This window comes from Umezawaea sp. NPDC059074 (assembly GCF_042738955.1).
Taxonomy (GTDB): domain Bacteria; phylum Actinomycetota; class Actinomycetes; order Mycobacteriales; family Pseudonocardiaceae; genus Umezawaea.
In genome coordinates this window covers 32,397-57,279 of record NZ_JBHYHC010000054.1, presented here as the reverse complement: position 1 = coordinate 57,279, position 24,883 = coordinate 32,397, and the positions used below count along the sequence as shown (strand labels likewise).

Genomic DNA, 24,883 nt, shown 5'->3' with positions numbered 1-24,883 from the left:
TGTGGTGGCGGCTGGGCGGGCGGTCGCTGCGGTCGCGCCCGGTCGAGCGGGGCGCGACCGGGCCGCTGACCTACGCGGCCGAGGTCGCGGACCTCGACCCCCGCTTCGGCCTGCTCTCCGTCGGCGCCCGCCTCGCCTGCGCGGGCGGGGCGCTCGTCGAGGTCGAGGTGGAGGCCGTCGTGCGCACCCCCGCGCCGCCGCCGACCTCGGCCGCCATCGCCGAACTCCTGCCGCCGTCGTCCCGGCTCGCGGGCCGTTCGGCGGTGGTCGTCGGCGGCAGTCGCGGGCTCGGCGCCGCGCTCGCGCTGGCACTGGCCGGTCAGGGCTGCGAGGTGCACGTCGGCCACCGCGGCCCGTTCCCCGACCACCTGCTCGCCGAGGCCGAGGAGTCGACCGGCGCGCTGCTGCCCGCGCGCGGGGACGCGGGCGACCCGGAGTGGGGCCGGGGCATGGCGCGGCGGACGGGGCGGCGCGTGGACCTGCTCGTGTGCTCCGCCGCCCCGCCGATCCGGCCGCTGGACGTCGCCGCCGAGCACCTCGACCGGTTCGACTCGTTCGTCGGCGCGTCCACCCGGCTGGTCACCGCGCCGCTGGCCGCCCTGCTGGACCCGCTCGACCGCGCGGGCGGGCGGTGCCTGGTGGTGTCCTCGTCGGCGCTGGGCGATCCGCCGCGGGACTGGCCGCACTACGTGACGGCGAAGGCCGCCATCGAGGGCTTGGTGTCCTGGGCGGCCCGGCACCACCCCGACGTGGGGTTCGTCGTCGCCCGGCCGGGGATGCTGCGGACCGAGCAGACCAACACCCCCGGCGCGCGGGAGGGCGCCGCCCCGGTCGAGCCGGTCGCGGCGGCACTGGTCCGGCTGCTGCTCGACGCCCCGATCCGGCGCGGCTCCGCGCTGGTCGTGGACGATCCGGCTGTCCCGCCGGCGGGACAGCCGCACCCCCTCCACCAGGCCCGATGACCGTCAGCCGTTGCCATCGACCCCGGCGTTGGCCGCGGGTTCGACGGCCGTGGAGCGCACGCCCATCAGCACGGCCGCGAGCAGCACCAGCACGGCCGCGGACAGGATCGGCAGCAGGCCCGCCCCGTCGATCAGCCCGAACACGACCCCGGTCACGCCCGCGCTCGACGCCGCGATGGCGCCCGCCATGCCCATGATCGAGCCCTGGTGGCTGTCGTCCACCGCCACCGACATCAGGCCGACCAGCCCGCTGTAGGCCAGGCCGTAGCCGATCGCGCCGAGCAGGCCCACCGGGTACAGCACGGCCACCGCGCCGGTCAGCGTGGTCGCCACGATGCAGGCCGTCATGATCAGCAACGCTGCGGGCACCACCGCCATCGGTCGGGCCCACTTCGCCGTCAGCGGCACGAAGACGAGGAACGCCGCCGCCAGACCGACGCCGACCACCGAGATCAGGTTGCCGACCGTGCGCTGGTCGAAGCCCTCGTTCGCGGTCAGGTAGAGGCCGATGAACTGGAAGAACGCCGTCCAGCCCAGCGACATCAGCAGCAGCGCCACCGACAGCACCCGGATGCCGGGGAACCGGAACGCCTCCACCAGCCTGGCCACCGGGTTGGGCAGCGAGAAGCCGTCCGCGGGCTTGGCGACCCGCTGCTCCCGGTAGGTGACCAGCAGGATCACCAGGTTCAGCAGCGTCGCGCCCGCCACGAAGACGAACGGGGTTTGCAGGGTGAACCAGGAGACCAGGGTCGCGTCGCTGAGGTAGCCGCCGATCAGCGGGCCCGCCACGTAGCCCATCGAGACCCAGAACATGATCCGCCCGATGGCGGTCACCCGGTGCTCCTTGGGCGTGACGTCGATGATCGCCGCCTGGGCGACCGGCAGGCTGCCGGAGAACAGCCCGCACACCACGCGGCCCGCGAGGAACAGGACCACGTCCTTGCTCAGCATCGCCCACACGGTGAGCGCGTAGCCCACGAAGAGGCCGCTCAGGCACAGCGCGAGGGTCCGCTTGCGCTGGAACAGGTCCGACAGCGAGCCCAGCAGCGGGGCTCCGAAGAACATCGCCAGCGAGTACAGGCCGATCGCCAGCCCGTAGAACACGTCGCGCGTCCCGGAGCCCCCGACGGCGATCAGGCCCGCGCTCGGGTCGTAGGAGATGGGGATCAGCACGGGCAGCACGAGGCTGACGCTCAGGTTGTCGATGAAGATGATGAGGTAGAAGGGGATTAAGCGGGCCAGTGAATTCTGGGGCACGACTCTCCTCTGCGAAGTCGGTTTTCGTGCTTTCCGCGCACGGCTTTACCCGCATTTCCGGATCGGCGCAACTTCACGCGCTGTGCCCGCCGCGTCTGTTCGGTTGACCTGACCGCGGCCCCCTTGACCTCACGAGTGCCGCCGGAACAGCATGGAAATCAATAAGCCCACCGGATTGCCGACATGTCCGCGTACGAGTGGGGAAAGGTTTCCATCGCATGACGAGGCGGCAGGCGACTGCTCACGAACGCTTCCAATGGGTGCGTTATCGCGCCAACCCCGACGACCCGAACCTCACCATCGGCTACACCTGCGTGCTGCGCGGGCCGGTCGACCCCGACCGGCTCGACGCCGCGTTGCGCGAGGTGGTGGTGACCGCGTTCCCGCGGCTGTTCGACTACTTCACCGAGGTCGGCGACACCCTGGAGGCGCGCTCCCGCCCCGCCCCGCGCCGCGTGCTGCGCCGGTGCGCCACCCGTGGCGAACTGCTCGACGCCCCCGCGCTCGACCCGGCGGGCCAGCAGTCGTACCGCTTCGGCTACCACCGGGAATCGGCTGACACCTCGTTGCTGCGCCTGGACTTCAGCCACCTGGTGTTCGACGGGGGCGGGTTCGCCGCGTTCTTCGCCGCGCTCGCCGCGTGCTGGCGGGGTGAGCCCCTCGCGGCCGAGTCGAGCGCGTGGACGCTGGCACCGCCGGACCACGCCGCCGCCGCGGAGTTCTGGCGGCACGCGGTGGACGGCGCGCCGCTGCACCAGCCGCTGGGCATGACCCGCACCGCACCGCCGCCCGCGCCGCGCCCGGTGTCGGTCCGGCACACGCTCGACGGCGCGGACGCCGACGGCGTGCAGCGCCTGCTGCGCGAGCACGACGCCAGCCTGCTGCACCTCGTGGTCGCGCTCACCGGCGCGCTCGTGCACTCCCGCGTCGGCGACGACGACCACCCCGTCCTGGTGGCGCACACGGTGGACACCCGGCCCTTCGGCGCCCCGCATGGCTGCTACACCACCGTGCTCCCGCTGTGGCTGGCCGCCGACCCGTCCGCGCGCACCACGCTCGCACTGCTCGGCGAGGTGGGAGCCCAGCGCGAGGCCATGCGCCCGCACCAGCACTTCCCGGCGCTCGACCTGCTGGCGCTGGCGGCGGCCGACCCGCGGCGCGCGCGCCAGAGCACCGGTCCGCTGCTCAACGTCGTGGTGAACTCCTCGCCCGCGAGCCTGCCCGCCGAGCCTCCCGCGCTCGACGGCGTCGAGACCCGGTGGCTGCGCACCCCGGAGACCGCCACCTCCAGCGACCTCACCCTGACCTTCAGCTCCGACGAGACGGGCGTGCGCCTGTCCTTCGACTCGTCCACCCGCCTGGTCACGGCCGAGGCGCTGGCGGCGTTCGCGGCCGACTTCCTCGCGCTGGCCCGGTTCGCCGTCGCCCACCCCGACCGGCCGCTGGCGGAGTGCGACACCGCACGCCCGCACGCCCCGGTCGCCGAGGGGCCGCCGCGCGCCGACACCGAGCGCCACGCGCTGGGCGCGCTGCTCGCAGACTCCGCCGTGCGCCACGCCGACCGGGTCGCCGTCGTGGACGACCACCGGTCGCTGCGGTACCGGGACCTGCTCGCGGAGGCGTCCGCCGCCGCGCACGCCGTCGCCGGGGACACCGGCCCGATCGGCGTGCTTGTGGGCCGCTCGGCCGCCGTGCCCGTCGCCTACCTCGCCGCATTGCTCGTCGGCCGGACCTTCGTGCCGCTGGACCCGCTCCTGCCCGACGAGCGGCTGGCCCGCTCCGGGGAGATCGCCGACGTGCGGGTGGTGCTGGCCGACCCCGCGACCCGCGAGCGCGCCACCCGGCTGTTCCCCACGGCCAGGGTCCTCGACGTGACCGCGTTCGCGCCCGCTCCGATCGCGGTCCCGCGTCCTCCGCTCGACCCCGACCGCACCGCCTACGTGCTGTTCACCTCCGGCTCGACCGGCGCTCCCAAGGGCGTCGCGGTCAGCGAGGACAACCTGGTCAACTTCCTGTTCTCGGTGCTGGACGACCCCGGCCTCGGCCCGGAGGACCGGGTGCTCGCGCTGACCCCGGTCTGCTTCGACATCTCGCTGCTGGAACTGCTGCTGCCGCTGCTGTGCGGGGCGAGCGTCGAGGTGGCGCCCGACGAGGCGCGGCTCGGCGGGACCGCGCTGGCCGCGCGCCTCGATGGGCGCGTCACCTTCGCGCAGGCCACCCCGTCCACTTGGCGCGTGCTGGCGGCTGCGGGCTGGCGGGCGCGCAGACCGATGACCCTGCTGTGCGGCGGCGAGCACCTGGAGCCCGAGGTCGCCGCGTACCTGCTGGGTCAAGGCTGCGCGGTCTACACCATGTACGGCCCGACCGAGGCCACCATCTGGTCGAGCTGGCACCGAGTCACCGACGCCGGGGACGTGCACCTCGGCGTCCCCGCCCGCGCCACGGCCTACCACGTCCTCGACGCCGAGGGCCGCGCGGTCGCGCCGGGAGTGCTGGGCGAGCTGGTGATCGCGGGCGACTGCGTCGCGCGGGGCTACCTCAACGCGCCGGACACGCCGTTCCGCGCCCTGTCCGACGGCACCCGCGGGTACTGGACCGGCGACCTGGTGCGGCACGAGGGGGAGGGCCGCGTGGTCTTCGCGGGTCGCAAGGACGACCAGCGCAAGGTCAACGGGTACCGGGTCGAGCCGGGTGAGGTCGTCGCCGCGGTCCGCGCTGCCGCGCCCGCCGCCACCGTGTTCGTGGTCGTCGCCGAGGACCCCGAACCGCACCTGCGTTGCCTGGTCTGGCTGCCCGCCGACGAGGACTTCGACGCCGACGCCGTCCACGAGCGCTGCCGGGCCGCGCTGCCGCACTACCTCACCCCCAAGACCGTGCACCGCCTGCGCTCGATCCCCTTGACGCCCAATGGGAAGGTCGACACGACGGCACTGGCCGCGAGTCCGCTCGCCGAGCTGGACCTGTGGGCGACGGCGGCCGGTCCCGAGCCGCGACCGGCCGGTGCCGTCGGACTCGTGGACGAGCTGCGCGGGCTGGTCGCCGACGAGCTGCGCGTCCCGCCGCCGGACGCCGACCGGCCGCTGGGGTACCAGGGCATCGGGTCGCTGGGCTTCAACGTCCTCGCCATCCGCATCAGCGACCGCTACGGCGTCGCCTTCCAGGCCCACGACTTCTACCGCCTCACCACCCTGCGCGCGGTCGCCGACGCCCTCGCCGGATCAGCCGACCGGCCCGCGCCCGAGACCGACCGGCTCGCGCCCGTGGTCGACCAGGCCGTGCCCGCGGCCGACACCGCCCCGCCCGCCGTGGACGACCGGCTGGCCGTCGTCGGGCTCGCCGCGGTGCTGCCCGGCGGCCCGGACGCCGAGGCGTTCTGGGAGTCGCTGGTGGCGGGTGTGGACGCGATCCGCCCCTCCGACCCCGATCGCGGCCTGCCCGGCGAGGTGGCGGGGTTCCTCCCCGACGTCCGCGGCTTCGACGCCCGGTTCTTCTCCATCTCGCCGCTGGAGGCGGGCTGGATGGACCCGAGGCAGCGGCTGCTGCTGCAATCGGCGTGGCACGCGCTGGAGGACACCTGCCGCGCTCCCTCGGAGCTGCGCGGCACTCGCACCGGCTGCTACGTGGCCGCGACCGGCGCCGACTACGCCGTGTTGCAGGCCAGGGCCGCCGCCCGGCAGGCGCCGCACTCGCTGGTCGGCGCCTCCGCGAGCCTGCTGGCCAACCGGCTGTCGGCCTTCTTCGACTGGACCGGGCCCTCGGCGACCCTGGACACCGCGTGCTCCGGCTCGCTGATCGCGCTGGTGCGCGCCTGCCGCGACCTGCGCGCGGGGGCCTGCGACACCGCCGTCGTCAGCGGCGTGAACCTCATCCTCGACCAGCAGGTCAACGACGGCCTGCACGCGGCGGGGCTGCTCTCGCCCGAACACCGCTGCGCCACCTTCGACGCGGCGGCCGACGGCTACGTGCGCGGCGAGGGTTACGGGACCCTGGTGGTGCGGCGGCTCGCGGACGCGCTGCGCGACGGGGACCGGGTGCTCGCCGTGGTCGAGAGCGCCGTGGAGAACCACGGCGGCCGGGCCAACTCGCTGACCGCGCCGAACCCCAACGCCCAGCGCGCGCTGCTGCTCGACGCGTACACCCCGGAGTTGGCCGCCCGCACCGGTTACATAGAGGCGCACGGCTCCGGCACCGCGCTCGGCGACGCCATCGAGGTCGACGCGCTGACCCGCGCCTGGGCCGAACTGGTCCCCGACGAGCCGCGCGACCCGGTGCGGCTGGGCGCGGTGAAGACCAACATCGGGCACTTGGAAGCCGCCGCGGGCATCGCCTCGCTGGTGAAGGTGGTGAAGGCGTTCGAGCACCGGACGCTGCCGGGCAACCTGCACCTGCGCGCCCTCAACCCGAACATCACCCTCGACGGCACCCCGTTCGAGGTCGTGGACAAGACCGAGACCTGGGACGGCCCCGAACCGCTGGTCGCGGGCATCAGCTCGTTCGGCTTCGGCGGCAGTAACGCCCACGTCGTCCTGTCCTCGCCACCACCGCCACCGGACCGGCCGACGGCGTCCGGCGGACCGCACCTGGTGCCGCTGTCGGCGCGCGACCCGCGGGCCCTGCGCGCGCTGACCACCGCGCTGCTCGACGCGCTGCCGCGCGTGAACTGCCTGGCGGGCCTGTCGTACACGCTGTGCCGGGGCCGCGACCACCTCGACCACCGGACGGCGTGGGTCGTCTCCTCGATCGCCGAGCTGCGGGAGGCGCTGGCCGCCGCGCCCGAGCCGGTCCGCGTGCTCCCGACGGACGCCCCGGTCGACGCCACGACCCCGGACCAGGCCCGCCGCGCCTACCTCGACGGGCACCCGGTCGACTGGCGGGGCCTGTTCGCGGACCGCGCCCCGGACCCGGTGCGCCTGCCCGCGTACCCGTTCGCGGACACCGACTTCTGGTTCACCGACTGATGGCCGCGCGGATCGGGACGGCGACCGGCCTGACGCTCGTGCCCGGCGACCCCGGCGCGGTGCGGGCCGCGGTCGACCCGGACCACCCGTGGTTCCTCGAGCACGTCGTGCTGGGCAGGCGCATCCTGCCCGGCGTCGTGTGGCTGGACCTGGCGTTCCGCGGCGTCGAGCTGGCCCGTCCCGGCGTCCGGGCGCACGGAGTCGTGGACGGCGTCTGGCTGCGGCCGGTCATGGGCGACGAGCCGCTGGACCTGGTGCTGCGCTTCACCTTCGCGCCGGACGGTCGGACGGTGAAGTACACAGTGGACAACCGGGGGCTGCGCTGCGGGCAGGGTACCCTGCTGCTCGACCGCCGCGAGAGCGCCCCCGCCGTGTCCACGGCGGTGCGGGACCGCGTCGCCGAGGACTCCCGCACGCACTTCACCCGGCGCGAGATCTACACCGAGTTCGCCGCGATGGGCATCGACTACGGCACCCACTTCCGCCGCATCAGCTACGTGCAGCGCCACGGCCAGGCGTCGCTGGCGCTGCTGACCGGCAACGACGGCACGCGGGTCGACCTGGTGAACCTGCTCGACTGCTCGTTCCAGGCTGGCATGGCCATCTCCATCGGCGAGCACCGCGACAGCCTGATGCCCTTCTCGCTGGGGCTGATGGTCGCGCACCGGTGGCCGGAGTTCCCGCTGGCGTCGGCGTTCGTGCTCACCGAGAAGCACTCGCCGTTCCGCACGAGCTGCACCGTGTTCGACGAGGACTACACGCCACTGCTGTCGGTCTTCGACCTCGGCGTCAAGCCCGCCCGCTGAGCGCGGGCCCCCACACGAGAGGGAAATCCGTTGAACCAGCTCCCAGGACAGCACGAGCGCCGCGACGCGGTCCGCCGGGCCGACGTCGACGGGATCGCCTTCGCGCCGCGGTGGGCGGTCGATCCGCTGCCCGAGGCCACGGCCGCGTCCGGCGGTCCCAGGGTGTTCCTGATCCCGCCCTCTCAGGGGCTCCTGCGCCGGGAACTGGCCGAGGCGTTCCCCGACGACGAGGTGCGGCTGCTCGACGGCGGGCGGCAGGTGGTCGCGCCCGGCGCGCACCTGGTGTTTGTCTCCCGCGCCACCTGGGCCGACGGCGTCCGGGACGAGGACCTGACCGCCCTGCTCGGCCTCGTGCGCTCCCTCGACGGCGCCGGGGCGATCACCCTGGACGTCGTCACCGACAAGGCGGTCACCAGCCCGCTGTTCCCCGGCGCGACCCACCCGGTCGACGGCGTGCACGTGGGTCTCGCCAGGACCCTCGCCGCCGAACGGCCCGGCTGGCGGGTCCGCTGCCTGTGCCTGCGCGACCTCGTCCCGGCGGAACTGGCCCGCGTGCTCGACCTCCCGCTGCCGGAGCACCCCGGCAAGGCGCTGTGCGTCGATGCCGAGCAGGTCGCCACCGCCGGGATGGGACCGGTGTCGCTGGGGGAGTGGCCGTCGCGGTCGGCGTTCCGCGAGGGCGGCACCTACGCCATCCTGGGCGGCACCGGAGGTCTGGGCGGCGTGCTCGCCGAGTACTTGGCCGAGCGCTACCGGGCCGAGATCGTGCTGGTCGGCAGACGACCGCCCGAGCGGACCGAGGCCGCGCGGCGGCGGCTGCTCGACCTCGGCGCGTCCGCCGCGCACCACCACCAAGTCGACCTCGCCGACGGGCAGGCCCTGCGCCGGGCCTTGGACCGGCACGAGGTCCTGCACGGCGTGGTGCACTCCGCGCTGGTGCTTGACGACGCCACCCTCGCCACGATGACCGACCGGTCGCTGCTGGACGTGCTGCGCCCCAAGGTGCACGGCACGCGCGGCCTCATCCAGGCCCTGCGCGGGCGCGAACTCGACTTCTGCCTGTTCTTCTCCTCCGTGCAGTCCCACCTGGCCAATCCGGGCCAGGGGAACTACGCGGCGGCGAGCGTGGCCGTCGACTCCTACGCCGACCTGCTGCGCGAGGCGCTGCTGATCGACACCCGCGTCGTGAACTGGGGGTACTGGGGCAGCGTCGGCGTCGTGGCCACGCCGGAGTACCGCGAGCGGATGGAGCGGCTCGGGATCGGCTCCGTCGAACCGGCCGAGGGGCTGGCGGTGGTCGAACGCCTGCTGGCGGGCGAGCACCGGCAGGTCACCGTGCTGAAGGCGACGCGGGAGGCGTTGCGGCGCATGGACATCACGCAGCACGAGAACACCTCGACCACGTTGGACTCCGAGCCCGCCGGGACCACGGGGTTGGCCGCGCTGGTGCCGCCGTTCGCCGACGACACCCCGGACGCGGAGCGCAACCGCGAGCTGGCGCGGCGGATCGAGGCGTACTCGCGGGCCGCGCTGCGCCGGGTCGAGCTGCCCGCCGAGGCGCACCCGCGCCACCGGCGGCTGCTGGCCGCGGTGCGCGACATCCCCGACGCGCCGTCGGCCACCCGCGAGGAGCTGGTGAGCGGCCACCCGGAGCTGGCCGGGCACCTCGCGCTGCTCGACCGCTGCGTGGAGCACCTGCCCGCCGTGCTGCGCGGGGAGGTGGACCCGCTGGAGGTGATGTTCCCCGGCGGCAGCTTCGAGCTGGTCGCCCCCGTCTACCGCAGCAACCCCATCGCCGACTACTTCAACCGCGTCTCCGGCGAGGTGGTCGCCGCCTTCCAGCGGGAGCACTCGGGCCGGGAGCTGCGCGTGCTGGAGATCGGCGCGGGCACGGGTAGCACCACCCGGTTCGTGCTCGACCGGCTCGACCCGCGCGATGTGTCCTACACCTTCACCGACCTCTCGCACGCCTTCCTCAACCGGGCCCGCGACGCCTTCGCCGACCACCCGTTCCTGCGCTTCGAGATATGCGACGTCACCGACCCGCCCGCCGACCACGACGGCGCGTTCGACGTGGTCGTGGCGACCAACGTCCTGCACGCCACCGCCGACGTGCCCGCGACCCTGCGCAACGTGCGCCGGATGCTGCGCGAGGGTGGCGTCCTCGTGCTCAGCGAGGTCACCGCCCGGCAGGACTACTCGACCCTCACCTTCGGCCTCACCGACGGGTGGTGGGCGGGCAGCGACGCCTACCGCATCGAGCACAGCCCGCTGCTCGCGAGCGAGCAGTGGCAGCGCCTGCTGACCGAGGCGGGTTTCGGCGAGGTCCTGCCGCACGGCGGCCCGGAGCAGCAGGTGCTGGTCGCGCGGGCCGGACCGGTCGCCGACCCGGCGCCCGTCACGACCCCGGCCGTCGACTCGACCGCCGAGGTGACCCCGACTTCGGCCCCGGCCGCCGCTGCCGACGTGACCGAGCGCGTGGAGGAGTACGTCCGGGAGCTGATCGCGCGGACGATGCGGTTCGCCGTGGCCGAGGTGGAGCGGGACCGCCCGTTCCGGGACATGGGCATCGATTCGCTGATCGCGGTGGAGCTGCTGGAGCCGCTGCGGGCTCTGGTGGGGTACCTGCCCGCGACGGTGCTGTTCGAGTTCCCGACGGTGGCGAAGCTGGCTGCGCACCTGGTGGACGAGCACGGGGACACCGTGCGGGACGCGTTCCCCGCCGAGCGAGCCGCCGCGGAACCCGTTGTCGCGCAACCCGAACCGACACCCCCACGACCGGAACCCGTTGTCGTGCGCCCGGAATCGGAGTTCTCCCGACCGGAACCCGTGCTCCCGCAAGCGGAGCCCGAGGTGCGCGCGGCCGATATCGCGATCGTGGGGATGTCCGCCCGCCTGCCGGGAGCGCCCACGGTCGAGGAGTTCTGGCGCAACCTGGTCGCCGGGGTCGACGCCGTGACCGCGGCGCCGTCCGAGCGGTGGCGCGTCGACCTCACCGCGGGCGCCGACCCGGTGAGCTACACCGACCGGGGCGCGTTCCTGGACGACATCGACGCGTTCGACCACACCTTCTTCGGCCTCACGCCCCACGACGCCGCCGTCATGGACCCGCAGGAACGCCTGGTGCTGGAGCAGACCTACCAGGCCCTGCTCGACGCCGGGCGCGGCCGGGAGACGATGGCGGGCAGCGACACCGGCGTGTTCGTCGGCGTGATGAACAGCGGCTACGCGTGGTACACGCCCACCGACCCGGCCGCGTCCCCGACCACCTCGCTGTTCTGGTCCATGGCCAACCGCACCTCCTACCACTTCGACTGGCACGGCCCGAGCATGGCCGTGGACACCGCCTGCTCGGCGTCGCTGACCGCGCTGCACCTGGCCTGCCAGTCGCTGCGGGCGGGCGAGTGCGGTCAGGCCGTGGTCAGCGGGGTCAACCTGATCACCCACCCCCGACAGTTCCGGCTGCTCAGCGGCATGGGAATGCTCTCGCGCAGCGGTGTCTGCCGCCCGTTCGGCGAGGGCGCGGACGGCTTCGTGGACGGCGAGGGCGTGGTGTGCCTGGTCCTCAAGCCGCTGGCCGACGCCCTGCGCGACGGGGACCGCGTGCACGGCGTCATCGCCGGGTCGGCAGTCAACGCGGGCGGTCGCGCCAACGGGTACACCGCGCCGAACATCGACGCCCAGCACGCGGTCGTCACCCGCGCGCTGGCCGCCGCCGACGTCCCGCCGGAGGGGGTCGGCTACGTCGAGGCGCACGGCACCGGCACCGAGCTGGGCGACCCGGTCGAGGTGCGGGCGCTGGGCAAGGCCTACGCGGCGGCGGGCACCGAGCGCATCCGCCTGGGCTCGGTGAAGTCCAACATCGGCCACCTGGAGTCGGCGGCCGGGCTGAGCGGGGTGCTCAAGGCGGTGCTCCAGATGCGCCACCGCAGGCTCGTCCCCACCCTGCACGCCGAGCGCCCCAACCCGCACATCGACTTCCCCGCCACCCCGTTCGTGCTCAACACCCGGCTGACCGACTGGCCGGAGTCGCTGCCGCTCGTGTCGGCCGTCAGCTCGTTCGGCGCGGGCGGGGCCAACGCCCACGTCGTCCTGCGCGGGGTCGTCGACTCCGAGCCCGCGCCCGAGCGGTCGGGCCGCGACCGCTACGTCATTCCGCTCTCGCACCACACGTCCGCCGGGCTCCAACTCCTCGTGGACGACCTGCGCGCCGCGCTGACCGATCGCCGCGTCGACCTGGACGCCCTCGCCCACACCCTGGCGTGCCGCCGCGACGCGTTCCGGCACCGGGTGGCGATCGTCTGCCGCGACCAGGACGACCTCGTCCGCCGGCTCGGCGTCGACCTCCAGCGCCGCACCCGGCGCACGCCCGCGGGCTCTGCCGACGGGCCGACCGACCGCACCGCCGAGGACGTCGCCGCGCTGTTCGAGTCCGGCGGCGACCCCGACTGGTCCGCCCAGTACCCGGCCCGCCCACCGCTCGCCCTGCCCGGCTACCCGTTCCTGCGCCACCGGCACTGGGTGGAGTCGGCCGAATCCGGTCTCGGCGACCTCGGCGGCATGGTGGCCGCGCACCGCGTCGCGGGTGAGGCGGTCGTGCCCGCCGCGTGGTCGCTGGCGCTGCTCGCCGGGCACGCGCAGACCGGAGCGCTGGCGCACGTGCTGTGGCAGCGCCGGATCACCGATCCGGGCGCGGTCGAGACCGTGGTCCGCGGTGACGACCTGTCGCTCGTGGACCGGGACAGCGGCGAGGTCTTCTGCACCGCCGAGATCACCGAGCCCGGCGACGTGGGCCGGACGCCCGTCCCGGACGCGACCGGCCTGCGCCGCGTGGACGCCGACGAGGTGTACGCCGGGTTCCGGCGCGCGGGCTACGACTACGGCTCCGCGCTGCGCGGCGTGCGGTGGGCCGAGGTCGGCTCCGACTCCGTGCGCGCGTTCCTGCGCGTCGACCGGAGCTGGGGGCAAGAGGTGTCGCCCGCGCTGCTCGACGCGGGGATGCAGCTCTCGATCCTGCTGTCGGCGCGCGACGGCGCGGACGGCCGGGTGTTCGTCCCGTACCACCTGGGGCAGATGACGGTCGTGCGCGCCCCGCGTGACGAGGCGGTGTTCTGCCACTGCCAGGCCCGGCCGGGCAGCGGGTCGGGGCGCACCCGCACGTTCGACTTCCGCTTCACCGACGCCGACGGCGACCCACTCGTGCTGCTGGAGGAGGTGGTGTCCGTCGCGGTCGACGGCGCCGCCGCGCCCCGGCGGTTCGAGGTGCTGGAGCTGAGTACGGGGGGATCGGGATGACCGACGTCCTGATGTTCCCCGGCCAGGGGTCGCAGCACCCCGGCATGGGGGTGGAGCTGTTCGACCGCTACCCGCGGCTGTGCGAACGGGCGAACGAGGTCGTCGGCTACTCGCTGACCGATCTGTGCCGGTCCGACCGCGGCGGCGCGCTCGACCGGACCGCCCACACCCAGCCCGCCGTGTACCTGGTGAGCTGCCTGGCCTACCTCGACCACGTGGACCGGGTGGGTGAGGAGGGCGTCGGCGTGCTGGTCGGGCACAGCGCGGGCCTGTACGCGGCGCTGTTCGCCGCCGGGGTGGTGGACCTGGAGGGCGGCCTGGAGATCGTGGCCCGGCGCGGCGAGCTGATGCAGGCCGTGGAGGGCGGCGGGATGCTCGCGGTGATCGGTCCCGACGCCGCCGAGGTCGACCGGGTGCTCGCGCGGCTGGACTGCTTCGACGTGGACGTGGCCAACTACAACGGTCCCGACCAGGTCGTCCTCAGCGCGACCGCGGAGCGCCTCGCGGACCTGCGGCCCCGGTTGGAGCGGGAGGGGCACCGCTGCGTGCCGCTGCCGGTGAGCGGGGCGTTCCACTCGCGCCACATGGAGCCGTGCCGCCGCGAGCTGGTCCGGTTCCTGCTCGACCGCGAGTTCGCGGAGCCGCGGCGGCCGGTGGTCTCCAGCACCACCGGGCAGGTCGTCGGCTCGGCCCGGCTGCTGGAGGAGATGGCCTTCCAGCTCGTGCGACCGGTGCGCTGGTGGCAGACCGTCGCGCACCTGGCCCGTGCCGGGGCCACGGCCTTCCACGAGATCGGGCCCGGCACGGTGCTGACCGACCTGACCAGGAAGATCCTCGGCGGCGTGCCGCCCAGAGCAGAGCGGCGGGTGTGAACGACATGACGGCAGGGCACAGCAGGATCGCGGTCGTGGGCGGTGGCGGCGCGGGTTCGGTCGCGGCGTGGCTGCTCTCCCGCCGCCACGACGTGGTGCTGTTCGAGGCGGAGGAACGCCTCGGCGGCCACGCCTACAGCCACCCGCTGGAGACCTCCGCGGGGGTGCTGCGGGTGGACATGGGCGTCGAGCACTTCACCGAGAAGCTGGCGCCGAACCTGCACCGGCTGCTCACCGGGTTCGGCATCGGCAGCTACGTCGCCCCGTCCTCGGTGCGGGTGACCTTCCCCGGCGAGGGCCGCACCTGGAGCAACACCGGGGCGGACGGGGCGCTGCGCGCGGAGCTGCTGGAGGAGTTCGACCGCTTCCACCTGGCGATGAACCAGGTCGTCGGGTCCACCGACGAGCGGCTGCGCGGCCTGAGCATCGGCCAGTGGCTCGACGAGAACGGCTACTCGCGGGCGTTCAAGCACCAGGCGGTCGACCCGATCATGAGCATCTACTCGGGCTGCCACGCGCCGTCGCTGGACTACACGCTGATGTACGTCGCGCTGTCGTTCAGCATGAACCTGCTGTCGTTCTTCACCCCCGGCTACTGGCGCAAGGCCGAGGGCGGCATCCACCGCTACCTCGATGTGATCGCCGCCGAGCTGGGCGACCGGGTCCGCGTGGGCACCGCCGTCGACGCCGTCGTGCCGACGCCCGGCGGCGCGGTCGTGGTGGCCGACGGCGAGGAGCACCGGTTCGACAGCGTCGTGGTCGCCACGCACGCCGACATCGCCCACAAGCTGCTGCGCGAGGCGGGCCCGCGCCACCAGGAGCTGCTCGACGGGTTCTCCTACGTGCCGGTGGAGAGCGTGCTGCACCAGGACGGGAGCTGGCTCGACGGCGGCGACGCCTACTGCCAGTTCCGGATGGCGCCGGGCTTCGACCTCGACCGGGCCGAGGAGGCCACCGGCAGCCTGACCCGCAACTGCAACGCGCTGGAGCCCTACCGGGGGGTGGCCGAGCCGGTGCTGATCACCTTCGACCCGCAGGAGCCGATCGCCGAGTCCGCGGTGATCACCCGCAAGCGGTGGAAGCTGCCCCAGCTCCGCCCCGCCGACATCCGGCACAAGCGGCGGCTGGCGCAGCTCCAGGGCCGTCACGGCATCTGGTTCTGCGGCACCGACACCACCGTCACCGGCCATGAGGGGGCGGTCGTCTCGGCGATGGTCGTCGCCTCCCGACTGGGGGTGCCGCACCCGTTCGCCGACGACCCGACCGCCGCCGCCCAGTTCCGGGTCGTCGAGGACTTCATGGGCGTTTGAGCCCGCCCGGCGCGCACTCACGAGGGGATTTTGACCCATGGACGTCCTGCTAGCCCGGCACGAGCCCGTGCCCGCGCTCGGCAGCCTGCCCGCGGGCACGACGCTGCTGCTCACCGACCGCGACGACCTCGCCGCCGCCGCGTCCGCCGCGGGCGTCGAGCACCGCCGCGTCGACCCGCTGCGCGACGCGCCGCCGAGCGACGACGTCACCTCGGCCGACACGCTCGTGGTCGCGTGGGGCGGCGACGGCACGCCCGCCTACGACACCGTGCTGCGCTTCACCCGCGCCTGCCTGAGCCTCGTGCGGGCGGTGTGCGCGGCGCGAGGGCCCGCGCACCTCGTGGTGCTGGCGGAGCGGACCGACGCGCTGGCCCCGCTGCTCGACGGCATGGCCGTGTCGGCCGCGCTGGAGGAGCCGCTGCTGCACACCTCGGTCCGCTACGACGGGCCCGTCACGGGTGACCGGTTGGCGGCGTGGATCGCGGCGGCCGCCGCGCACCCCGGCACGCGGCTGGAGGCCACCGGCGACGAGATCGCGCGCGTCGTCCACCGGCCCGCCGACCTGGCGCCCGCCCGTCCCGGCGACGTCCTGGGCGCGGGCGACACCGTGGTGCTCGTCGGGGGCGCGGGCGGGATCGGCCTGCGGCTGTGCCGCTACCTGGCCGACCGGTTCGGGGCACGGGTCGTCGTCCTCGGCCGGGGGACACCCGACCAGCAGCGCGCGCAGGCGTTGCGCGACGCGGGCGCGGCGGTCCACCTGAGCGTCCCGGCCGACGAGCCGGACGCCCTGGACGAGGCTTTTCGGTACGTGCGCGAGAGGTTCGGGCCCATCCGGCTGGCGGTGAACCTGGCGGGCGTGCTGCGCGACGGCCTCCTGTGCACCCTGTCCCCGGACTCGCTCGACGCGGTGCTGCGGCCGAAGGCGGGGGTGGCGCTCGGGCTGGCCGCGCTGCGCGGACCGCACCGCCCGGACCGGGTGGTCCAGTTCGGGTCGCTGACCGCGATCACCGGCAACGCGGGCCAGGCCGTTTACGGCGCGGCCAACGCGTTCCTGGGCGGACTGGCCGAGAACACCGCCGACTGGCTCTGCGTCGACTGGGGGCTGTGGGACACCGACGGGATGCGGATGCCCGACGGCACGTCCGGGCTGCGCGCGCTGGACCCGGACGCCGCGTGCGCCGCGCTGGTCGACGGCCTCGCGGCGGGGGTGCGGCGGCTGGTCGTGCTCGACGGCGACGTGCGGCTCGACCCCGAGCCCCGCGAGGAGCAGCACCGCGCCGAACCCACCCCCGTGGACCTGCGCGCCCGTGCCGCGCGGTGGGTGCGCGACGTCGTGGTCCGGCACACCGGGCTGACACGGGTCGGCGACCGGGACAACCTGCTCGACCACGGCGTGGACAGCGTCGGCAGCGTCCGGATCAGCCGCGAGGTCGAGACGCGCCTTGACCCCGGCGGCCGGGGCCGGGTCAGCCGCGCGCTCGTCTTGCAGCACCCGACCATCGCCGCCCTGACCGACCACCTGGTAGACACGATGCCCGCCGAGTTGGCCGCCCACCTCGGCGACGTCCCGACCGAGGCTCGCCCCGCCGAGCCCGAAGCCCGACCGGTCGCGCCCGGCGACACCCCGCCCGCGCCCCGGCCCATTGCGGCGAGCCCGATCCCCGAGCCGACCGAGCCGACGGTGTCGCCCGGCGACCACCGCCCGGACGACATCGCCATCATCGGACTGGCCGGGGAGTTCCCCAACGGCGACGACGTGGACGCGTTCTGGCGGTCGTTGCTGCGCGGCGAGGACGCGGTGCGGGTCATCCCCGAGGACCGCTGGGACTGGCGGCCCGGCTACTCGCCCGAGCCGGACGAGCCGGGGTCGGCGCACGGCCGCCACGGCGGGTTCCTGGCGCACGCGCTGGACTTCGACCCGGTGTTCTTCGGCATCGCCCCGGCCGAGGCGGCCGCACTCGACCCGCAGGAGCGCCGCTTCCTCCAGACCGCGTACCACGCCTGGGAGGACGCGGGCCGGTTCGCGGGCCCGGAGCGCGACGCGGGCGTGTTCGTGGCCGCGATGTTCGGCCACTACCAGGACCTCGACAGCCCCGACCGGGTCGTCGGCAGCTCCTTTGCCGCCATCGCCAACCGGGTGTCGCACGCGCTGGACCTGCACGGGCCCAGCGTCGCGGTCGACACGATGTGCTCGGGCGGGCTCACGGCGCTGCACTTGGCCGCCACCGCGATCCGCGCGGGCGACTGCGAGGTGGCGCTGGCCGGTGGCGTGAACGTCATGCCGCACCCCGGCAAGTACCGGCTGCTGAGCCAGGGCAAGTTCCTCAGCCCCACCGGGGCGTGCCACGCCTTCGGCGTCGCCGCCGACGGGTACGTGCCGGGGGAGGGCAGCGCCGCCGTGGTGCTCAAGCGGCTCTCCTCGGCGCTGCGCGACGGCGACCGCGTGCACGCCGTCCTGCGCGCCACCGCCATCAACTCCGGGGGCCGCACCGCCGGGTTCACCGTGCCGTCCGAGGACGCGCAGCACCGGGTGATCACCGCCGCGCTGACCCGCGCTGACCTCGACCCCGCCGCGGTGACCTACGTCGAGGCGCACGGCACCGGCACCGCGCTGGGCGACCCGATCGAGGTTCGCGCCCTCGTCCGCGCCTACGGCGGGCCCGATCTGGGCGAGGCGCACCTGGGCGCGGTCAAGAGCAACATCGGCCACCTCGAATCGGCCGCCGCGCTGGCCGGACTGGTCAAGGTCGTCCGGCAGTTAGCCACCCGCACGCTCGTCCCCACGCTGCACTGCGAGTTGGAGAACCCGGAGCTGAACCTGGAAGACTCCCGGTTCGCTCTGGTCAAGCAGGCGCGACCGTGGCCCGCGGGTCCCCGGTCGACCCGGTTCGCCGGGCTCAGCTCGTTCGGCGCGGGCGGGTCCAACGGGCACGCCATCATCCAGGAGTTCGCCGCTCCCACCCCGACCCCGCCCACTCCGGCGTGGTGCTTCATCCCGCTCTCCGGCCGCGACGAGGACGCCGTCCGCAGGCGGGCCGCCGACTTGGCCGACCACCTGCGGGCCAACCCGGACGCCTCGCTCTACGGGCTGAGCTGGACCCTGTGCCGCGCCCGCCAGCACCTGCGGAGCCGCCGCGGCCACTGGGTCCGCGACCTCCCGGAACTGCTCGACGTCCTGTCCGGCGGGGAGCAGCCGCGCGCCGAGGTCGACGACGCCTGGGCGCGGGCCGCGACCGACTACCTGGACGGCCGCACCCCGGACTTCGCGCCGCTGTTCCCCGTCCCCATGCTCGTGGACGCGCCGCTCTACCCCTTCGCCGCGGACCGCTACGTCGTCCCGTCGCTGGACCGCCGCGCCACCCCGTCCCGTCCCGCCCGGCGCGCGCCCGACTCGCTCCCGCTCACCCCGGTGTGGCGGTCGAGCCCGGTCGAGGCCGGACGGCCGGTGCGCCGCATCCTGCTCGTGCACGACCGGGGCGGCGACGGGCCCACGCCGCCGCCCGACCTCGACGTCCTGCGCGTCGGCCCGGACGACCTGCTCGACTCCGGCGCGCTGGCCCGCCTCGCCGACCGGGCCGGATCGGAGCACCTGCACTGGGTGGACGTCCGGCGCGAGTGGACCGTCGCGGAGATGGTGGCGTTCGCCGCGTTCCTGCACGACCGGTCCACCTCGTCGACCGTGCTGAGCGTGTCGCGGGAGGACGACTCACCCGAGTCCCGCGCGATGCCGGGGTTCCTGCACGGCGTGGCCGAGGAGAACCCGCACGTCCGCTCGGTGCGGCTGCGGACGTCGGCGGCGGGGTGGGCGCCGCTGCTGGCCGAGCTGGCGGCCGACGGCGACGCCACCGAGGTCCGCGTGATCGACGGCGACCGGCGGGTCCGCGACTTGGCGGAGGTCCCGCACGAGCCTGCCGCCCGGCTGCGCGAGGGCGGTCGGTACCTGCTGACCGGCGGCTTCGGCGAGGTCGGCCGGGCCATCGCCGAGCACCTGGTGGAGCACCACCGGGCCGAGGTGGTCGTGGTCGGTCGGTCCGCGCCGGACGCCGGGCAACTGGCGTGGCTCGCCGAGCACGGCCTGCGCCACGAGCGCGCCGACGTCACCTCCGCCGAGCAGACCCACGACTTGGTCGATCGCGTCGTTGCCCGGCTCGGCGGGCTCGACGGGGTCATCCATTCCGCGGGCGTGCTCCGGGACTCCTTGGCGCACACCAAGACCGCGGCCGACGCCGAGGCGGTGCTGGCGCCGAAGGTGCTCGGGACGCGCAACCTGGACCAGGCCACCGCCCGGCTCGACCTGGACCTGTTCTGCGTGTTCGCCTCCATCTCCGGGGTGCTCGGCAACGTCGGGCAGAGCGACTACATCGCTGCCAACCGGTTCCTGGACGAGTTCGCCGCCGACCGCGCCCGGCAGGTCTCGCGCGGCGAGCGCTCCGGGTTCACCCTGTCCGTCGACTGGCCGCTGTGGCTGGCCTCCGACGGCAGCCGTGCGGAGCGGGGCGCGCTCGCAGCCTACCTGCGCGACCGGTTCGGCATGGAGCCGCTGACCGCCGACCGCGGCGCGCGGCTGTTCACCGAACTGGTCGACAGCACGCCCGAGGGCTGCCACCAGGTGCTGGCCTGCGTCGGCGACACCGCCGTCCTCCGCGCCCGCCTGCTGGACCCGCCCGCGCCGCGTCTCGAACCCGAGGACCACGCCGTCGCGACCACGTCCGTGGAGGAGATCAGTACCCGGCTGGCCGACCTGGTGCGGGAGCAGACCGGCCTGCGGCCTGCGGACGTCACCGTCGAGGCCTCCTGGGGCGACCTCGGCTACAGCTCGGTGATGCTCCAGCGGCTCTCGGCCCGCGTCGGAGCCGCGTTCGGCGTCGAGACCCCGCCGAACGCGTTGTTCCGCTACCGGGACATCAAGTCCCTGAGCCACTACCTGCGCGATCGGGGCGTGGCCGTCGACCCCGAACCGCTCCCGCCGCCCGAGGAGCCGTCCCCGGAATTGTCCCCGGAATTGTCACGGGAGCCGGCACGCGCACCCGAGCGGGACGGGATCGCCGTCATCGGCATGAGCGGCGTCCTGCCCGGCGGCGACGACCTCGACGACTTCTGGCGGCTGCTCGTGGACAACCGCAGCGCGGTGCGCCGCGTGGACCGCTGGAAGGGCCTCGACCAGGACTGCTTCGCGGGCACCATCGACGGTTACGACCGCTTCGACCACACCTTCTTCGGCGTGTCCGCCCGCGAGGCGGTGTTGATGGACCCGCAGCACCGGCTGTTCCTCCAGACCGCGTACAACGCCCTGCTCGACGCGGGCTTGGCGCCGGGCTCGGTGTGCGACGTCGGCGTGTTCGCCGGGGTGCAGTTCGCCGAGTACCAGGCGCTGCTGCGGGACAGCCCCGACCGCGCGCACGCGTACTCGGTCACCGGCAACGCGCACGCGATGCTGGCCAACCGCGTCTCGCACCTGCTCGACCTGACCGGCCCCAGCCAGACGGTCGACACCGCGTGCTCCAGCGCCCTGGTGGCGCTCAACCGCGGCGTGCTGTCGCTGGCGGCGGGGGAGTGCGAGGTCGCGCTCGTCGGCGCGGTCAGCGTGCTCGTGGACCCGGCGTCCACCGAGGCCGCCACCGGGCTCGGCGTGTTGTCCCCGGACTTCCGGTGCGCGACCTTCGACAAGGACGCCAACGGCTACGTGCGCGGCGAGGGCGTGGGCTGCGTGGTGCTCAAGCGCCTGAGCGACGCCCGCCGCGACCGCGATCCGGTGCTGGCGGTCCTCGAACGGGTCGTGGAGAACCACGACGGCCGGGCCAACTCGCTCACCGCGCCCAACCCGGAGGCCCAGGTCGCGCTGCTCACCAAGGCCTACACCCCGGAACTGGCCGAGCGGCTGTCCTACGTCGAGGCGCACGGCACCGGCACTGCGCTCGGCGACCCGATCGAGGTCGGCGCCCTGCGCACGGTGCTGGAACGGCTGGTCCCGCACCGACCGCCCGGCGCGGTCGCGCTCGGCGCGGTCAAGACCAACGTCGGCCACCTGGAACCCGCGGCGGGCATGGCCGGGCTGCTCAAGGTGCTGCTGTGCCTGCGCAACCGGGAGCTGCCCGCCAACCTGCACCTGACCGAGCAGAACCCGCTGATCGACCTGGAGGGCTCGCCGCTGCGGCTGCTGCGGCACAACGAGGAGTGGACCGCGACCGGGCCGCTGGTGGCGGGCATCAGCTCGTTCGGCTTCGGCGGGTCCAACGCGCACGCGGTGCTGTCCGAGCCACCGCCGCCCGCGCCGGTCCGCCGCCCGTCGCGCCCGCTGCGGCTGGTCGTGCTCAGCGCCCGGTCGGCGTGGTCGCTCGCCGCGATGCGCGACGCGCTGGTCCGCGGGCTGCGCGCCGCCCCCGACACCGACTTGGCCGACATCGCGCACACCCTCGCCACCGGCCGCGACCACTTCGAGCACCGGCTGGCCTGGCTCGCCGCGGACACCGCCGACCTGCTGGCCCAGGCCGAGGCCGCGCGGCCGGACGAGGTGCCGCGCCGCGAGCGCAAGCGGTTGACCACGGAACCGATCGCGGTCCCCGACGACACCGAGCACGGGTACCGGGCGACGTTGGACGCGGTGCGGGCCCGCTACCTCGACGGCGCCGAGCTGGACTGGCCCGCGCTGTTCGCCGACGGCGAGTACCGCGGGCTGGCGCTGCCGGGCTACGCCTTCGAGCCGACCGGGTTCTGGTTCGAGTGACCGACCACGACGAGAGGACGAAGGTGGACGAGGACCTGATCACCGACGACACACCCGTGGTGGTGGGCATGGCCTGCCGCTTCGCGGGCGCCGACGGCCTCGACGCGTACTGGCGGCGGCTGCTGTCCGGGCGCGGCGCGCTCGGCCCGACCGACCGCAGGCCGGGCGTCGAGGGGATGGCGGGCGGCTTCCTGGACGGGCACGACGAGTTCGACGCACGGTTCTTCCGCATCTCGCCGAACGAGGCCAAGTGCATGGACCCGCAGCAGCGCCTGCTGTTGCAGTCCGTGCAGCACGCGGTGGACGACGCCCACCTGTCCGAGGACGACCTGCGCGAGTTGCAGTGCGGCGTGTTCGCCACCGGACTGCCCGGCGACTACCGCACCCTCGTCGCCCAGCGCCCCGACGTCGCGTCGGGCGCGCACAGCTTCCTGGGCAACGCGCCGTCCACGCTCTCCGGGCGGATCTCCTACTACTACGACATCGGCGGCCCCTCGATCACGCTGGACAGCGCGTGCTCGTCCTCGTTGTCCGCGTTGCACGTGGCGCTGCTCAACGTGCGCGCGGGCCACTGCGGCGCGGCGATCGTCGGCGCGGTGTCGGTGTTCAGCACGTCCGAGGTGCTCGACTTCGCCCGGAACTCGCGCATGAGTTCCCCGACCGGCGTCAGCGCCCCGTTCACCGACGCGGCGGACGGGTTCGTCCCCGCCGAGGGCGTGGCCGCCGTCGTGGTCATGCGCCACGCCGAGGCCCGCGCCCGAGGGCTCCGCGTGCACGGCGCGGTGGTCGCCACCGGCCTCAACCACAACGGCACCACCAACGGCCTTGCCGCGCCGAGCGGTCGCGCGCAGGCCCGCCTGATGACCGGGGTCCACGGCCGCGACGGCGTGGACGTCACGCGGATCGCCTACGTGGAGACCCACGGCACCGGGACCGAGCTGGGCGACCCGCTGGAGCTGGAAGGCCTCAAGTCCGCCTTCGACGGCGTCGGGGACTGCCTGCTCGGGGCGGTGAAGCCCGTCATCGGCCACACGCTGGTGTGCTCGGGCCTAGCGGGCGTGATCAAGGTGCTGCTCGGCTTCCAGCACGGGACCATCCCGCCCGCCGCGCCCCCGGAGTGCCCGGTCTCCTACCTCGACCTCGCGCCGTTCACCGTCAACCACACCCCGCTGCCGTGGCCGTCCGACCAGCCGCTCGCGGCCGTGAGCGCGTTCGGCTTCACCGGGTCCAACGGGCACGTCGTGCTCCGCAGGCCGTCGCGGTCGACCCCGCCGCCGCACACCGGTCACGGGCTGCCGTTCTGCCTGTCCGCCGAGTCCGAGGAGAGCCTGGACGTGCTCGAGCGCCGCGTCCGGGACCTGGCCGAGAACCTCCCCGAGGAACGCTGGTGGGACCTCGCGCACCTGCTGCTGCGCCGCCCGCGCCGGGAGCACTGGCGGGTCGTCGGGGACGAGGCGCGGCTCGACCCGGAGGCGCGCGCACTGGTCGACCTCTGGCGGGAGCGCGACACCGACGCCCTCCGTCGGCGGCTCACCACGCCCGCCGAACTGGCCGACATCACCCTGCCGGACTACCCGTTCCGCGCCCGGCGCCACTGGGTGCTCGACGACGCCCCGCCCGTGCGGGAGGAACCCGCGCCCGTCGCCGAGCGGCTGTGCGTCGAGCTGTCGGCCCTGCTCGGTTTCGGTGACGGCGAGGACCGCGTCCGCCCCGCGACGCCGATCGCGTCACTCGGACTCGACTCGCTGTCGGCGGTCCAGCTCCTCGCGCCGTACCAGCAAGTCGAGAACCCGGTCCGGGCCCGCGACCTGTTCGGCTTCGCCACGGTCGCCGATCTCGCCGCCGCCGTCGCCGCGACCGGCGCCGCGCCAATGACGACGGCCGCAGTGACGGCCCCGGCGAAGACGGCCGAGGTGACCACGGCCGAGCCCGGCCCGCAGCTCCGGTGGCACGAGCGGGGCGCGGGGCCGACCACCGTGCTGTTGCCGCCGATGAACGCCGACCACCGCGCGTGGACCCAGCAGATCCCGGCCCTCCTGGCCGCCGGCCGTCGGGTGCTCGTCCCCGAGTACCCCGGCCACGGCTCGACGCCGTTCGACGGCGACCGCTTCTCGCTGGAGCGGCTGGCGGACGAGGTCGCCGAGACCGTCGGCGACGCGGGCGCCGACCTGGTCGGCTGGTCGCTGGGCGGGTGCGTCGCGGCGCTGGTCGCACTGCGCCACCCCGGCCGCGTCCGGTCGCTGGCGCTGGTCAACTGCGCGCCCCGCCACGACGACGACGTCTTCGAGCGCACCCTGGACCTGCGCCACGAGCTGCGCGTGCACGGCGGCCTGCTGCAAGCCGTCTTCGACCGGGGCGGCGACCTGTCCGCCGCGTTCACCGCCGGGGCGTCGATGGACGTCCTGGGGGCGTACTTCGCCGCGCTGTCGGCGTTCGACGTCGTGGACCACCTCCCCGCCATCACCGCGCCCTGTCTGCTGCTGCGCGGCGGCGGCGACTGCGTCGTGGACACCGCGACCGCCGCTCTGCTCACCGCCGTGCCGGGCGCGAGCGTGCGGGAACTCCCCGGTCACGGCCACTACGCGCCGCTGACCGCCGGTCGGGCCGTCAACGAGGCGCTGACCGGGTTCTGGGCGCTCTCGGCGTGACCGGGACCGCCCACCGACAGGATCGATCACCCCGAGACGACGAGGAGCCGA

The 24,883-nt window shown here is 74.6% G+C and carries 9 protein-coding genes; 8 read left to right on the top strand and 1 reads right to left on the bottom strand.

Translation table 11 applies throughout. From position 1 onward, the window contains the following. A partial coding sequence (locus ACFWW9_RS24320; protein WP_390382113.1) for an SDR family NAD(P)-dependent oxidoreductase occupies positions 1 to 962 on the top strand: 962 nt, incomplete at its 5' end. 3 nt (positions 963 to 965) lie between these two features. Here ACFWW9_RS24320 and ACFWW9_RS24315 read toward each other — a convergent pair. Then, positions 966 to 2,219, bottom strand: coding sequence for an MFS transporter (locus tag ACFWW9_RS24315; protein ID WP_390382110.1), 1,254 nt, complete (start codon positions 2,217 to 2,219; stop codon positions 966 to 968). Between the two features lie 260 nt (positions 2,220 to 2,479). Between ACFWW9_RS24315 and ACFWW9_RS24310 the strand changes: the two genes are divergently transcribed. The 7 genes from ACFWW9_RS24310 to ACFWW9_RS24280 are packed head-to-tail and all read left to right on the top strand — an operon-like array spanning position 2,480 to position 24,832. Continuing rightward, on the top strand, positions 2,480 to 7,177 hold the full coding sequence (locus ACFWW9_RS24310; RefSeq protein ID WP_390382107.1) for a beta-ketoacyl synthase N-terminal-like domain-containing protein: 4,698 nt from the start codon (positions 2,480 to 2,482) through the stop codon (positions 7,175 to 7,177). After that, on the top strand, positions 7,177 to 7,983 hold the full coding sequence (locus ACFWW9_RS24305; RefSeq protein ID WP_390382104.1) for a polyketide synthase dehydratase domain-containing protein: 807 nt from the start codon (positions 7,177 to 7,179) through the stop codon (positions 7,981 to 7,983). The genes ACFWW9_RS24310 and ACFWW9_RS24305 overlap by 1 nt, the downstream gene beginning before the upstream one ends. Before the next feature lie 30 nt (positions 7,984 to 8,013). After that, positions 8,014 to 13,278 (top strand): beta-ketoacyl synthase N-terminal-like domain-containing protein, encoded by a 5,265-nt coding sequence (locus ACFWW9_RS24300; protein WP_390382101.1) that lies wholly within the window; start codon positions 8,014 to 8,016, stop codon positions 13,276 to 13,278. Next, positions 13,275 to 14,150 carry an ACP S-malonyltransferase gene (locus ACFWW9_RS24295; RefSeq protein ID WP_390382098.1) on the top strand — a complete coding sequence of 292 codons (876 nt, stop codon included), beginning with the start codon at positions 13,275 to 13,277 and terminating at the stop codon, positions 14,148 to 14,150. Before ACFWW9_RS24300 ends, ACFWW9_RS24295 begins: the two co-directional genes overlap by 4 nt. Positions 14,151 to 14,155: 5 nt before the next feature. Beyond that, on the top strand, positions 14,156 to 15,460 hold the full coding sequence (locus ACFWW9_RS24290) for an FAD-dependent oxidoreductase (RefSeq protein WP_390382095.1): 1,305 nt from the start codon (positions 14,156 to 14,158) through the stop codon (positions 15,458 to 15,460). Positions 15,461 to 15,497: 37 nt separating this feature from the next. Then, on the top strand, positions 15,498 to 22,184 hold the full coding sequence (locus ACFWW9_RS24285) for an SDR family NAD(P)-dependent oxidoreductase (protein ID WP_390382092.1): 6,687 nt from the start codon (positions 15,498 to 15,500) through the stop codon (positions 22,182 to 22,184). Then, positions 22,181 to 24,832: an alpha/beta fold hydrolase gene (locus ACFWW9_RS24280; protein ID WP_390382089.1), complete on the top strand. Its 2,652-nt coding sequence runs from the start codon at positions 22,181 to 22,183 to the stop codon at positions 24,830 to 24,832. The genes ACFWW9_RS24285 and ACFWW9_RS24280 overlap by 4 nt, the downstream gene beginning before the upstream one ends. The last annotated feature ends 51 nt before the right edge of the window (positions 24,833 to 24,883 follow it).

Bases quoted from the DNA above. Each gene is read 5' to 3' on its own strand.
- ACFWW9_RS24305 (WP_390382104.1), top strand. From the start codon at position 7,177: ATGGCCGCGCGGATCGGGACGGCGACCGGCCTGACGCTCGTGCCCGGC.
- ACFWW9_RS24295 (WP_390382098.1), top strand. From the start codon at position 13,275: ATGACCGACGTCCTGATGTTCCCCGGCCAGGGGTCGCAGCACCCCGGC.
- ACFWW9_RS24290 (WP_390382095.1), top strand. From the start codon at position 14,156: ATGACGGCAGGGCACAGCAGGATCGCGGTCGTGGGCGGTGGCGGCGCG.
- ACFWW9_RS24285 (WP_390382092.1), top strand. From the start codon at position 15,498: ATGGACGTCCTGCTAGCCCGGCACGAGCCCGTGCCCGCGCTCGGCAGC.